General features: G+C 59.9%; 11 protein-coding genes. 8 read left to right on the forward strand and 3 right to left on the reverse strand.

The features are described 5' to 3' along the window. Nucleotides 1-27 precede the first annotated feature (27 nt). Nucleotides 28-3282 carry a carbamoyl-phosphate synthase large subunit gene (carB, locus tag HK20_RS11395; protein WP_086647165.1) on the reverse strand — a complete coding sequence of 1085 codons (3255 nt, stop codon included), beginning with the start codon at nucleotides 3280-3282 and terminating at the stop codon, nucleotides 28-30. A 16-nt stretch (nucleotides 3283-3298) separates the two neighbouring features. Beyond that, a complete protein-coding gene (gene carA / locus HK20_RS11400) occupies nucleotides 3299-4705 on the reverse strand; it encodes a glutamine-hydrolyzing carbamoyl-phosphate synthase small subunit (protein ID WP_086647166.1) in 1407 nt (468 codons plus the stop codon). Nucleotides 4706-4886: 181 nt separating this feature from the next. Between carA and HK20_RS11405 the strand changes: the two genes are divergently transcribed. From HK20_RS11405 to HK20_RS11440, 8 genes are all read left to right on the forward strand, one after another. Continuing rightward, nucleotides 4887-5342, forward strand: coding sequence for a GatB/YqeY domain-containing protein (locus HK20_RS11405; RefSeq protein WP_086647167.1), 456 nt, complete (start codon nucleotides 4887-4889; stop codon nucleotides 5340-5342). A gap of 23 nt (nucleotides 5343-5365) precedes the next feature. Beyond that, the gene (gene dnaG, locus HK20_RS11410; RefSeq protein WP_086647168.1) at nucleotides 5366-7201 is read left to right on the forward strand and encodes a DNA primase; all 1836 of its coding nucleotides are present in this window, start codon (nucleotides 5366-5368) and stop codon (nucleotides 7199-7201) included. Nucleotides 7202-7356: 155 nt separating this feature from the next. Next, on the forward strand, nucleotides 7357-9342 hold the full coding sequence (gene rpoD / locus HK20_RS11415; protein ID WP_086647169.1) for an RNA polymerase sigma factor RpoD: 1986 nt from the start codon (nucleotides 7357-7359) through the stop codon (nucleotides 9340-9342). Then, complete coding sequence (locus HK20_RS11420) at nucleotides 9332-9910, forward strand: GNAT family N-acetyltransferase (protein ID WP_086647170.1); 579 nt, start codon at nucleotides 9332-9334, stop codon at nucleotides 9908-9910. Before rpoD ends, HK20_RS11420 begins: the two co-directional genes overlap by 11 nt. A gap of 157 nt (nucleotides 9911-10067) precedes the next feature. Further along, nucleotides 10068-10523, forward strand: a complete 456-nt coding sequence (gene rpsF / locus HK20_RS11425) for a 30S ribosomal protein S6 (protein WP_086647171.1) — start codon at nucleotides 10068-10070, stop codon at nucleotides 10521-10523. A gap of 5 nt (nucleotides 10524-10528) precedes the next feature. Then, nucleotides 10529-10804: a 30S ribosomal protein S18 gene (gene rpsR / locus HK20_RS11430; RefSeq protein ID WP_025827191.1), complete on the forward strand. Its 276-nt coding sequence runs from the start codon at nucleotides 10529-10531 to the stop codon at nucleotides 10802-10804. Nucleotides 10805-10815: 11 nt separating this feature from the next. Further along, complete coding sequence (gene rplI, locus HK20_RS11435) at nucleotides 10816-11406, forward strand: 50S ribosomal protein L9 (protein WP_086647172.1); 591 nt, start codon at nucleotides 10816-10818, stop codon at nucleotides 11404-11406. Between the two features lie 122 nt (nucleotides 11407-11528). Next, nucleotides 11529-12755, forward strand: coding sequence for a cyclopropane-fatty-acyl-phospholipid synthase family protein (locus HK20_RS11440; RefSeq protein WP_086647173.1), 1227 nt, complete (start codon nucleotides 11529-11531; stop codon nucleotides 12753-12755). Here the strand turns inward: HK20_RS11440 and rsmA are convergent. Further along, entirely contained in the window at nucleotides 12752-13576 is an 825-nt protein-coding gene (gene rsmA, locus HK20_RS11445) for a 16S rRNA (adenine(1518)-N(6)/adenine(1519)-N(6))-dimethyltransferase RsmA (RefSeq protein ID WP_086647174.1), read from the reverse strand. The two genes, HK20_RS11440 and rsmA, sit on opposite strands and share 4 nt — an antisense overlap. Nucleotide 13577 lies beyond the last annotated feature (1 nt).

Raw genomic sequence — 13577 nt, forward strand, 5'->3', positions numbered from 1 at the left:
GGCAGCCCTAAAGGCTACCCCGTGCGCTCAGAACGAACCGCTAAAGTATGACTGAAGTGGCGCAACATCAAGCGGTCCTTCACGCATTGCCGCAATCGCATGGATTGCCGCACGCGCGCCCGCCATGGTGGTGTAGTGCGGAATGCCCAGTACAAGGGCCGAGCGGCGGATGTCAAAGCTGTCTGCCACCGACTGCGCACCCTGTGCGGTGTTGATGACCATCTGCACCTCACCGGAGCGAATGGCATCCACGCAGTGCGGGCGGCCTTCAAGCACCTTGTTGACCACGCTGACCTCGATCCCGGATTCACGCAGCTTGCGTGCCGTGCCCCGTGTGGCCACGATCTTGAAGCCCATGGAAGCCAGCAGGCGGCCAAGTGGCGGCAGCTGGGGCTTGTCGCTTTCCCGCACGGACAGGAACACCGTGCCGCTCATGGGCAGGCGCACGCCAGCCCCAAGCTGGGATTTGGCAAAAGCCCGCTCGAACGAGGTATCCAGCCCCATGACTTCACCCGTGGAGCGCATTTCCGGCCCAAGGATGGTGTCCACTTCCGCAAAGCGGTTGAAGGGGAACACCGCTTCCTTGACGGCCACATGCGGCACCACGGCGCGGTCGTCCAGATTAAAGGTGTTCAGTTTGCTGCCTGCCATAACCCGTGCGCCAATCTTGGCGACCGGCACACCCGTTGCCTTGGCTACAAACGGCACAGTGCGCGATGCGCGAGGATTGACCTCGAGCACAAAGATCTCCTGATCCTTGATGGCGTACTGGACGTTCATCAGCCCCACAATGCCAAGCTCGCGGGCCATGGCTTCGGTCTGGGCCTTGAGCTCGGTCACAATGGCGGGGGAGAGGGTATAGGGCGGCAGGGCGCAGGCACTGTCACCCGAGTGAATGCCCGCTTCTTCAATGTGTTCCATAACGCCGGCCACGTACACATCCGTGCCATCGGCAATGCAGTCCACGTCTGCTTCAATCGCTTCGTTCAGGTAGCGGTCGAGCAGGATCGGGCCGGAGGAAATCTCATGCCCGGCAACCCGCAGCACGTCACGCATGTAACGCTGGAGGGAGGCGCGGTCATACACGATTTCCATCGCCCGGCCGCCTAGCACGTAAGATGGGCGGACAACCACGGGGTAGCCTACGCGCTCGGCTACGCTTTCGGCTTCTTCGGGGCTGCGGGCAATGCCGTTTTCGGGCTGGCGCAGGCCAAGCTTGTGCAGCATGGCCTGGAAGCGCTCGCGGTCTTCCGCACGGTCAATGGCATCTGCCGGTGTGCCCAGCAGCGGAATGCCAGCGGCTTCCAGCGCGCGGGAGAGCTTGAGCGGGGTTTGGCCGCCATACTGCACAATGCAGCCCTTGACCGTGCCGTTACGCTGTTCGCAACGGATCAGGGCAATTACGTCCTCGGCGGTCAGGGGTTCAAAATACAGGCGGTCGGAGGTGTCGTAATCGGTGGAGACCGTCTCGGGGTTGCAGTTGACCATAATGGTCTCATACCCGGCCTCACGCAGGGCGTAGGCGGCATGCACACAGCAGTAGTCGAACTCGATACCCTGACCGATACGGTTGGGGCCACCGCCGAGAATAATGATCTTTTCGCGGTCCGTCGGGTTGGATTCACAGGTCGGGGGGGCAAAATGCCCTTCGTAGCTGGAATACATGTACGGCGTTGCGGAGGCGAACTCACCCGCGCAGGTATCAATCCGGCGGTAAACGGGGGTAACACCCGCTTTTGTGCGGAGCTGGTCCACTTCTTCAGGCTGCGTGCCCGACAGGCGGGAGAGCTGCACATCGGAAAAGCCAAGGGCTTTCAGGCGGCGCAGGCTCTGCGCATCCTTGGGCAGGCCGTGGTGTTCGACTTCCCGTTCCGCGCGGATGATTTTTTCCATCTCACGCAGGAACCACGGTTCAAACTTGCAGGCTTCGTGAATGGCTTCAACCGACAGGCCAGCCCGCAGCGCCTGAGCTGCCATGAGAATACGCTCCGGCCGCGGCTGGGAGAGCGCTGCACGGAAGGCATCTTCCCCACCATCGCCGGGGGCTTCCACGGGGTCCAGCCCATGCAGCCCGGTTTCCATCGAACGCAGGCCCTTCTGGAGCGCTTCGGGGAAGGAGCGGCCAATGGCCATGGCTTCCCCAACCGACTTCATGGAGGTGGAGAGCAGGGCCGGTGCGCCGGGGAATTTTTCAAACGTAAAGCGCGGGATCTTGACCACAACGTAGTCAATGGTCGGCTCGAAGGAGGCCGGGGTTGTGCGCGTGATGTCGTTTTTCAGTTCATCAAGCGTGTAACCCACAGCCAGCTTGGCCGCGACCTTGGCAATGGGGAACCCCGTAGCCTTGGAAGCAAGAGCCGAGGAGCGCGAGACACGGGGGTTCATCTCGATCACCACCATACGGCCGTCGGCGGGGTTTACGCCAAACTGCACGTTGGAGCCGCCCGTTTCCACCCCAATGGCGCGCAGGCAGGCCAGGGAGGCATCGCGCATACGCTGGTATTCCTTGTCGGTCAGCGTAAGGGCGGGGGCTACGGTAATGGAGTCACCCGTGTGGATGCCCATGGGGTCGATGTTTTCGATCGAGCAGATGATAATGCAGTTGTCCGCGGTGTCGCGCACAACTTCCATTTCGTACTCTTTCCAGCCCAGAACGGACTCTTCAACCAGCACTTCCGTGGTGGGGGACGCATCCAGCCCCGAGAGGATGATCCGCTCGAACTCCTCCCGGTTATAGGCGATGCCACCGCCGGAGCCGCCCATGGTAAAGGAAGGGCGGATAATGGTGGGGAAGCCAATCTGCTTGAGCGCTTCGTGCGCTTCGGCCAGCGTATGGGCAATAAAGCTGCGCGGGCTTTCAATGCCAATGGCATCCATGGCTTCGCGGAACTTCTGGCGGTCTTCTGCACGGTCGATCACGTCGGCCTTGGCGCCGATCAGCTCAACATTGTGCTTTTCCAGAAAGCCCGAGGCATGCAGCGCCATGGCCGTGTTCAGGGCCGTCTGCCCGCCCATGGTGGGCAGGACTGCGTCTGGCTTTTCCTTGAGGATAATGCGCTCGACCACTTCTGGCGTAATGGGCTCCACATAGGTGGCATCCGCAAGGCCGGGGTCGGTCATGATGGTGGCGGGGTTGGAGTTGACCAGAATAACCCGGTACCCTTCTTCCCGCAGGGCCTTGCAGGCCTGTGCGCCGGAATAGTCGAATTCGCACGCCTGACCGATAACAATGGGACCGGCGCCGATGATGAGGATGGAGCGGATGTCTGTCCGTTTGGGCATGATGCGTTCGGTCCTGTTAGTGCTTGACGCCGTTGGTGTCGATCAGGGTGACAAACCGTTCAAACAGATAAAAGCTGTCTGACGGGCCGGGGCTTGCCTCGGGGTGATACTGGACGGAAAAAGCTGCGTATTTGTCGGATGCCAGCCCTTCGTTCGAGCCGTCAAACAGGCTGACATGGGTCACATGCGCGTCGTCGGGCAGGGTTTTGGCATCTACGGCAAAGCCGTGGTTCTGGCTGGTAATTTCCACCTTGCCGGTTGCAAGGTCCTGCACGGGCTGGTTGGCGCCCCGGTGGCCGCGTTCCATCTTGTAGGTCTTGGCCCCAAGAGCCTGTGCCAGAAGCTGGTGCCCAAGGCAGATGCCAAACAGCGGTATGCCCGCTTCCAGCACGGTGCGGATGGCAGGAACGGCGTAGGTGGCCGTGGCTGCCGGGTCCCCCGGACCGTTGGACAGGAACACACCTTCGGGCTTGAGGGCGAGGATCTGCTCACCCGTGGTGGTGGCGGGGACTACGGTCACATCACAGCCAGCACTTACAAGGCAGCGCAGAATGTTGCGTTTTGCCCCGTAGTCCACCGCAACAACCTTGCGGCGCTTGCCGGTGGGGGCTGCGGTGTTGTCTGGCCATGACCACACACCTTCGGACCAGTCATAGGGCGCTGCACAGGTGACTTCCTTGGCAAGGTCCATACCTTCCAGCCCCGGCCATGCGGCAACTTCTGCGGCAATGGCGTCCAGATCGAACTTGCCATCGGCAGGGAAGACAAGGGCTGCGGTCTGTGCACCGCCGTCACGGATTTTCAGGGTCAGGCTGCGGGTGTCCACGCCGGCAATGCCGGGGGTGCCGTGCTGCTTGAGCCACGCATCCAGGCTGCTGGTTGCGCGCCAGTTGGCCTGCTCGGTCGGGTCTTCCTTGACCACAAGCCCAAGGGCTGCGGGGCGTACGGCCTCATCATCCAGCGCGTTCGTGCCAACATTGCCGATATGCGGGAAGGTAAAGGTAATGATCTGCCCGGCAAAAGAGGGATCGGTCAGGGTTTCCTGATACCCGGTCATGCTGGTGGAAAAGCAGATTTCCCCAATGGCGGGCTTGGGTGTGAAGGCGCCAAAGCCTTTCCCCCACAATACGCTGCCATCTGCGAGAACAAGAGCGGCGGTCGCGCCATCCGGGCGGGCTTGAGGCATGGATGATCCTGTCTGGCTGCCTCCCGCAAGGGGGGAGGGTCTGTCTGTAACTGCGGGTGTGGGCTGGAGGTCCTGAAGGGAAAGACCCGTGGCCTGCGCAATGGCTGGCCAATGGCGGGAGGGAATGGCCTGCGCCTGCCGCCATTTGCGAATGGCCTCGGTGCCAACGCCGGTCAGCCGCGCTGTGGCATCTGCGCCGCCAATGCGGGCTATAATGGAGTCGATTGACATGGGCATGTGCAAAATGGTTCCTCCCGGAGCGCTCTTCTAGCAGCATGTCAGCGAGGTGGGAAGAAATTTCCCACCCGGAGAAAGCGAACGCGCGGGATGCTGGGAAGTTTTTTCCCGTAAAGCTTTTTCCCGTGCCGGGTGGTATGGTGCGGGGCGATTGTAAACACATATGGAGCGTAGAAGAAGCATGACCCTTCGTGAAAGCCTGATGGCAGACCTGAAAACCGCAATGAAGGCAGGCGAAAGCGCACGCGTTGCAACCATTCGCATGGTTACGGCCAAGCTCAAGGATGTGGAAATCGCAGGCCGTGCAAAGGGGAATGAAGGGCTGAGCGAGGAAGAAGGTATTTCCGCCCTGCGCGGCATGATCAAGTCCCGCACGGAATCCGCTACCCTGTACCGCGAAGCCGGGCGCCCCGAACTGGCAGACAAGGAAGAGGCTGAAATTGCCGTAATCCGTGGCTACCTGCCGCCTGAACTGGATGAAGCAACGCTGAATGCCGCTGTGGCCGAGGCTGTGGCTTCTACCGGTGCCGCGTCCATGAAGGATATGGGCAAGGTCATGGGTGTGCTAAAGGGCAAGTTTGGCGCTGCGCTGGATATGAGCCGCGCAAGTGCCGCCGTAAAGGCCCTGCTGGGCTAAGCACGGAGCAGCATACGCACCCCATGGCCATTGATTCCAACTTTCTGGATGAACTGCGCGCCCGTACGCCCATAACGTCTGTTATCGGGCGTAGGGTCAAACTCGCGCGTTCGGGGCGGAACTGGAAAGGGTGCTGCCCCTTCCATGGGGAAAAAACGCCGTCGTTCTATGTGTATGATGACCACTTCCATTGCTTCGGCTGTGGTGTGCATGGGGATGTCATCTCCTTTGTCATGCAGATGGAGGGCAAAAACTTCCCTGAAGCGGTGGAGGAACTGTCCACCGCCGCAGGGATGGAAGTGCCAAGGGACACCCGCGCCACGCGTGAGGAGGTGGCCCATGTCCGCTCGCTGGAAGATGTTCTGGAGGCCGCTCAGGCCGTGTGGTCTGCCGCCCTGTACAAGCCCGAAGGGCGTGCAGGGCTGGACTACCTGCTCGGCCGTGGCCTGACGCGTGAGACCATAACGGCTTTTGGGCTGGGCTGGGCCAGTGCGGGGCGTGGGCATCTGGTGGAGGCACTTGCCCCACAGGGCATAACCCCCGAGCAGATGGCGCAGGCCGGGCTCATGCGAGTGGATGAGGATGGTCGGCCAAAGGGCGAGCTGTTCTGGGGGCGTGTGACATTCCCCATCCGTGACCGCAAGGGGCGGCTTGTTTCCTTCGGGGGGCGTATTCTGGGGGATGGGCAGCCCAAATACCTGAACGGGCCGGAAACGCCACTTTTTTCCAAGCGCAGGCTGCTGTTCGGGCTGGACCGTGCCCGTGCGGCAGTGCGGGCGCCAAGGCCCAAAGGTGTGGTGGCCCCGGACCTGATTGTGGTGGAAGGGTATATGGATGTCATAGCCCTGCATCAGGCGGGCTTTACCGGGGCTGTGGCCCCCTTGGGCACCGCCCTGACACCTGAGCAGATGGAAGTGCTGTGGCAGGTCGATCGGGCACCCATATTGTGTTTTGATGGCGATGGTGCAGGCAGGCGGGCTGCCGTAAAAGCGGCGGAAACCGGCTTGCCCCTGCTTGCCCCCGAGCACACGCTGCGCATCTGCCTGCTGCCTGATGGGGAGGACCCCGATAGTCTGGTCCGCCAGCGGGGAGCCGCCTTTGTGGCGGAGTTTTTTGCCGGGGCTTCCCCCTTGTCCAGCGTGCTGTTTGATCTGCTGGCCGCCGGGGTTACCAACCCGGGGCCGGAGGAGCGTGCCGCCCTGCGGCGCAGGCTGACCGATGTTGCCGCCCTTATTCCGGACAAGGCTCTGGCGTCGGAATACCGCGCGACATTGCTGGACCGGTTTTTTGCCACTTTCCGCCAGCAGGGGCGGGGGAAGGCAAAGTCCGGGGGAGGGAAGTCTGCTTTTGCCAGCCCCGGTGCCGTGCAGGATTCGCACACGGTCAATCTGGACCAGACGCAGGAGCTGCAACGCCTGATGCTGCTCCTGCTGGTGGAGCACCCCCAACTGGTGGCAGAAATGGAAGAAGCCCTGTGCCGCCTTGACTTACCAGTGGATTTTGCGCCATTGCGTGGTGTGCTGCTGGATCTGTCGGCCGATGGTTGTCTGCCCCAAACGGAGGATGACCTGCGGGCATGGCTGAAGGCACACGGGCAGGAGGCAACTCTGGCGCCGCTCATGCGTGTTGATGGCGCAGGCCTGAGCCATGGCGACGTAGAGATTGTTGCTGCCAGAACACGATGGTGGCATTTTTACGGCTTGTTGTACCGTGACCATTTCATACGCGAGGTTATGGACGACGCGGCCCGTTTTTGTTTGGAAAAAACGGGAGATACCAGCCAATGGCAGAGATTACAGGCGCGGCTGGAGGCCATGGAGCGCCTGCGTCGTGGTGGACTGGATGAGGCAGATATCTGAGTAGTGGCTGAATGTTCCTGAGGGTGTTCCTCTTGACTTCGCGCTCAGTATATCCCACGTCCTGCCCGCCCCGAATAACGTGAACAGTGTAGTGTGGTAAACTGGTCGTTCTGTATCCTGTCCGGGATACAGATGGGGGGAGGAGCAGGTCTGGCATGGCGACAAAAACGGCATCAACGAACGCAGCGCAGGAACAGGATGGTGATTCCAGCCTGTTGGATACTCAGTCATCCGCGGTCAAAAAGCTGATCGCAAAAGGGCGCGAGCGGGGATGCATCACGTTTGATGAGCTGAATGCCGTTCTGCCGCAGGATAAAATGTCCTCCGAACAGATCGAGGACATTATGGCCGTCCTGTCCGAAATGGGCATTCAGGTGGTCGAAAGCGAAGAGAGCGAAGAAGGCGAAGCCCAGAAGCCTGCCGAAGACGATGAAGAATCGGATGAGGAAGAGCCCGAAGCCGAGGCCGATGCAGAAGGCCCGGCGGCCGGGAATGTGAACGAAAGCGCAGGCCGCACGGATGACCCCGTCCGGATGTACCTGCGTGAAATGGGCACGGTTGAACTGCTCTCCCGCGAAGGCGAAATCGCCATCGCAAAGCGGATCGAAGCAGGCCGTGATGAAATGATCGGCGGCCTGTGCGAAAGCCCGCTGACCTTCCGCGCCATTATCTCCTGGCACGAGAAAATCCTGAACAATGAAATGCTGCTGCGTGACATTGTGGATCTTGAAGCCATGCAGAGCGGCGGGCCGATGGAGGAAGGGGCTGAGGGTGCCGAAGGCGGAGCCTTTGCCGAATCCGAGTCCGAAACCGAAGAGGCTGAAGAGTCCGACAGCGAATCCGAAGGCGATATTGAAGGTGAAGGCAGCGGCCTGTCACTTTCCGCGCTGGAAGAAAAACTCAAGCCAGAGATTCTGGCCCATTTTGCTGAAATCGAACCCCTGTACGAGGCCCTGCGCAAATTGCAGGTGCACCGGATTGAAGCCCTGACATCCGGTGAGGATGTGGATGGCGAGTTCGAGGACAACTACATCGCATTGCGCGACCAGCTTGTGAGCAAGGTTGAGCAGGTTCACCTGCACAACAACCGGATTGAAGATCTGGTGGCCCAGCTCAAGCAGATGTTCCAGCGCCTGAACGTGCTGGAAGGGCGCATGCTGCGTCTGGCTGAAAGCTGCCGTGTCTCCCGCGATGATTTCTTGTTGAAATACCGTGGCCGCGAGCTGGATCCGGGCTGGATGGATATGGCCTCCGCCCTGCCGGGCCGCTCATGGAAAAACTTTGTGGCCAAGCACGCAGCAACGGTTATTGACCTGCGGAACAACGTGGCAGGGCTGGCGCAGGAAACCGGTCTGCCAATTGGTGAGTTCCGGCGCGTGTATGCAACGGTCGCCCGTGGCGAGCGTGATTCCGCCCGCGCCAAAAAGGAAATGATCGAAGCCAACCTGCGGCTGGTTATTTCCATTGCTAAAAAATACACCAACCGTGGTCTTCAGTTCCTTGATCTGATTCAGGAAGGCAATATCGGCCTGATGAAGGCGGTGGACAAATTTGAATACCGCCGTGGCTACAAGTTCTCCACCTATGCCACGTGGTGGATCAGGCAGGCGATCACCCGCTCTATTGCGGATCAGGCGCGGACAATCCGTATTCCTGTGCACATGATCGAGACCATCAACAAGCTGGTGCGCACCTCGCGCCAGATGCTGCATGAAATCGGGCGCGAACCCGCCCCCGAAGAGCTGGCCGAAAAGCTGGGTATGCCGCTGGAAAAAGTGCGCAAGGTGCTCAAGATCGCCAAGGAGCCTATCTCCCTCGAAACCCCGATCGGGGATGAGGAAGACAGCCATCTTGGGGACTTCATCGAAGATAAGTCGGCTGTTATTCCGCTTGATGCGGCTATCCAGACCAACCTGCGCGAGGCAACAACCCGCGTTCTGGCCTCCCTCACTCCGCGTGAGGAACGCGTGCTGCGCATGCGCTTTGGTATTGGCATGAACACCGACCATACGCTTGAAGAAGTCGGTCAGCAGTTCAACGTTACACGTGAGCGTATTCGCCAGATTGAAGCCAAGGCGCTGCGCAAGCTCAAACACCCCAGCCGGAGCCGCAAGCTGCGTTCCTTCCTGGATGATAACTGATCTAGGCTTGTTGGAACCGGTCACACGCATGCAGGTGCAGGTCACCTTCATGCGTATGGACCGGCCCCCGGCAACGCCTGCTCTGGCCTTGCCGCCGGGCTGGGTGCTTGATGATGATGTACACCTGTCTGTCAGCCAGTACCGGACCCTGCATTTTGGTGTCGGGCGCAACTGCTGCTGGTGGATGCGGCAGGTTCTGTCAGACAAGGCTTTGGCCCATCTGCTGGCGACAGCTCCCATAAAAGTTGGCCTGCTGCGTGAGCATGAGCATATTCGCGGCTTTTATGAACTCAATCTGGGTGACCCGCAAAACATCAATCTGGCCTATTTCGGGCTGCTGCCCGAAGCCATAGGGCTTGGTGTTGGCCGGGCTTTTCTGGATGGAGTGCTGCGCCGGGCATGGGCTTATGGCCCGCAGAGCGTGCGGGTCAATACCTGCACGGCAGACCACCCCCGCGCCCTGCCGCTCTACCGGCAGATGGGGTTTGAGGTGATCCGCCGTGTGGATGAGGAATGGGACGTGCCAGACCGCCTTGGGCTGGATATTCCTGCGCATCTGCGCTGCTAAATATCTTGCATTTTTGGGCTGGGTGTGGTTGACACTCCCTTTCCCTGCCGGGCTCAGGCATTGGTCCGGCTATACCCTCGCTTTCTGGCCAGTTCAGAGGCTCCGCTGCCGAAAGGGTTCGGCGTGGATGGGTTGATTGTATCCGAAGGGAGCAAACATGCCACTTTACGAAAGCGTGCTTATTGCACGTAATGATATTTCTCAGCAGCAGGTAGACGCTATTCTGGACGGCATTGCCGCTCAGATCGAAGCAGACGGCGGTGCCGTTCGCAAGCGTGAATACTGGGGCCTGCGCAGCCTTGCATACCGCATCAAAAAGAACCGTAAGGGCCATTACGCTCTTCTGGGTCTGGAAGTGCGCTCTGAGCTGCTCAAGGAAATTGAACGCCAGCTGTCCCTCAATGAAGACATCCTGCGTCTGCTGACGCTGCGGGTGGAAGAAATTGACGAAGCACCGTCCCCCGTTCTGTCCCGCAAGGGCGAAGATCGTGGCGAACGCGGCAGCTTCCGTGGCGGCGCCAAGCCGGCCGGTGGTCGTTTTGAAAGCGGCCGTGGTGGCCGTCGCGGTGGCGACGACCGGGTTGCTGACCAGCCTGAAAACGCAGCGGAGTAATTCAGATGTCTGAAACAACAGAAATCAACCCCGCCGCCCGTCGTCCGGCTGTTGGCGCTCGCCGTCCGTTCTACCGTCGTCGCAAGTCCTGCCCGTTCTCCGGCCCCAACGCGCCGAAGATCGACTACAAGGACGTGCGTCTGCTCAGCCGCTTCCTTTCCGAACGTGGAAAGATCGTGCCGAGCCGTATTACGGCGGTTTCCGCAAAAAAGCAGCGTGAGCTGGCACAGGCTATCAAGCGTGCCCGCTTCCTGGCTCTGCTTCCTTACGTTGTGAGCTGAGGGGAACAACCATGGCTGCTACAGAAGTAATCCTGCTCCAGCGCGTAGCGCATCTGGGTCAGATGGGTGATGCGGTAAAGGTTCGTCCGGGTTATGCCCGTAACTACCTGCTGCCGCAGGGCATGGCTATTCGTGCGAACGAAGCCAACCGCGCCCGTTTTGACCGTGAACGTGCACAGCTTGAAGCACAGAACATCAAAAACCGCGAAGAAGCAGAACGTCTGTCCGAACGGATGGAAGGTCTGGCGGTTGTTCTGATCCGTCAGGCTGGTGACAGCGGCAGCCTGTATGGCTCCGTGAGCACCCGCGACGTGGCACAGTCCGTAACGGAAGCTGGTTTTACCATCTCCCGCCAGCAGGTCTCCCTTGCTCACCCCATCAAGTCCCTCGGGCTTTATGAGGTCAAGGTTGCTCTGCACCCGGAAGTTGTCGTGTCTGTTATCGTTAACGTTGCCCGTTCGCAGGAAGAAGCTGAACGTCAGGCACGTGGCGAAGCGACCTCCGTGGAAGAAGAAGCCACTCTGGCCGGTGACGAAGCCTTTGTTGAAGGCGAAATCGTTGCTGACGCTGAAGAAGTTGAAGCTCAGGACGCAACGGCCTGATTTTTCGCTTTTGCGAGAGTGTGAAAAGAGGATCGGCTTAGGCCGGTCCTTTTTTTTTGTCGGTTTGTCCGTTTCGTTCTATGTATTTGCTTAATTATTTTTAAGCATAGGGAAACGTGGACATGAAGCGCGTTCTGGGGCCGATCTTGCGGCATTTTGTGGAATCTGGCTCCCTGCGCGTGTTATGGCCAGACGCGACCACCACTGTTTACCAGGGTGCTAAACCCGGCCCGCAGGTTGGCGTGCATTTAAAGAATGCTGCTGCCGTTAAATCCCTTGTGCTCAACCCCGGTCTGGCCTTTGGCGAAGCCTATATGGATGGCTTTCTGGAGCCGCTGGACTGCACCCTGTACGACCTGCTGCACCTGCTTATGCTGAATGCCATGAACCCCTCTGGCCATATTGCAGAGCAGCTTTCCGCAGCATTACGCTATGTGCGGCGCGGCTGGATCCAGTTTAATTCCACCTCGCGCTCCAAGCAGAATGTGGCCCATCATTATGACTTGGGGAACAGCCTGTATGCGCTGTTTCTGGATAAGGACTGGCAGTATTCCTGCGCCTACTTCCCCACTGGGGAAGAAACGCTGGATGAAGCACAGGAAGCCAAAAAACACCACATTGCCGCCAAGCTCAAACTCGACCGGCCCGGGCTGGAAGTGCTGGATATAGGCTGTGGCTGGGGTGGCATGGCCCTGACACTAGCCAAGGATTACGGTGCCCGTGTTACGGGGATTACCCTCTCGGAAGAACAGCTGGCTTTTGCACGCCAGCGTGCGCAGGATGCGGGGCTTGCCGGGCAGGTACGTTTTGAGTTGCTGGATTACCGCCACCTCAAGCGCAAGTTTGATCGGATTGTCTCGGTTGGCATGTTCGAGCACGTTGGGGTCGGGCATTACAAGGCGTTTTTTGAAACCATCCGCAATGCTCTTACCCCCGATGGCATAGCGCTGCTTCACTCCATAGGCCGGAGTGATGAGCCGGGTACAACCAACCCGTGGATGAACAAATACATCTTCCCCGGTGGGTATTCCCCTGCATTGAGCGAGGTTTTTTCTGCCGTGCAGCAGACGGGCCTATGGGTAACGGATTGTGAAATCCTGCGCCTGCACTACGCCAGAACCATTGCCATCTGGCGCGAGCGTTTTGCCGCACGCCGCCCCGAAGCCGTAGCCATGTATGACGAACGCTTTGCCAGAATGTTCGAGTTCTATCTGGCTGCAGCCGAGCTGGCTTTCCGTGTACAGGGGCACATGAACTTCCAGTTGCAGCTCTCCCCCTCCATAAGCGCTGTGCCTTATACCCGCGACTATATGGTGGATGCAGAGCGGAGCAAAACTGGCGCGAACTAACCCAGCGCCAGATGGGCGCGGGCCAACTGGTCGAACTCTGCAATGCTCAGGGTTTCAGCCCGGCGGGTGCCGTCTATATTGGCGGCATCCAGCAGTTTTGCACCGTTCAGGCTTTTGAGCGAGCCACGCAGCATTTTACGCCTTTGGCCAAAAGCCGCAGCAGTAACGCGCTCCATGGCTTTGAACAGGGCAGGGGCAGGCTGCTCGCGGTGGGGTGTAATGCTGGCCACAGCGGACCAGACCGCCGGGGGAGGCGTAAAGGCCCCCGGTGGCAGCTTCATCACCACAGCGCAATCCGCGCACCACTGGCTTAGCACGGCAAGGCGGCCGTAATGTTCGCTATCGGGTACGGCACAGATCCGCTCTGCCACTTCCAGCTGGAACATAAGGGTCAGCCGCCCCCATGCCGTACCCTGCCGCAACCAGCCCACAAGCAGGGGAGTGGCCACATTGTAGGGCAGATTGGCGATAATCTGCCGGGGAGCAGGGCAGAGGGCTGTCAGGTCCTGTTTAAGGGCGTCAGCCTCGACCACGCTCAGGCGGTCGGGGTAGAACTGGGCCAGCTCCTGAATAACTGCCACAGCGCGGCTATCCAGTTCCACTGCGGTAACGCTGGTAGCCCCAGCTGCCAGCAGAGAGCGTGTTAGCCCACCCGGGCCGGGGCCAACCTCCACAACATGTTGCCCGTCCAGCGCGCCTGCAAGGGCTGCAATGTGGTCGGTAATGCCGGGGTCGAGCAAAAAGTGCTGGCCCAGCGCCTTGCGGGCGTCCAGTTCATGCCGGCGAATAACGTCGCGCAGGCTTTCCAGTTCGGAAGGCAGG

Origin of the sequence: Acetobacter sp. DsW_54 (genome assembly GCF_002153575.1) — a bacterium.
Taxonomy (GTDB): Bacteria; Pseudomonadota; Alphaproteobacteria; order Acetobacterales; family Acetobacteraceae; genus Acetobacter; species Acetobacter fabarum.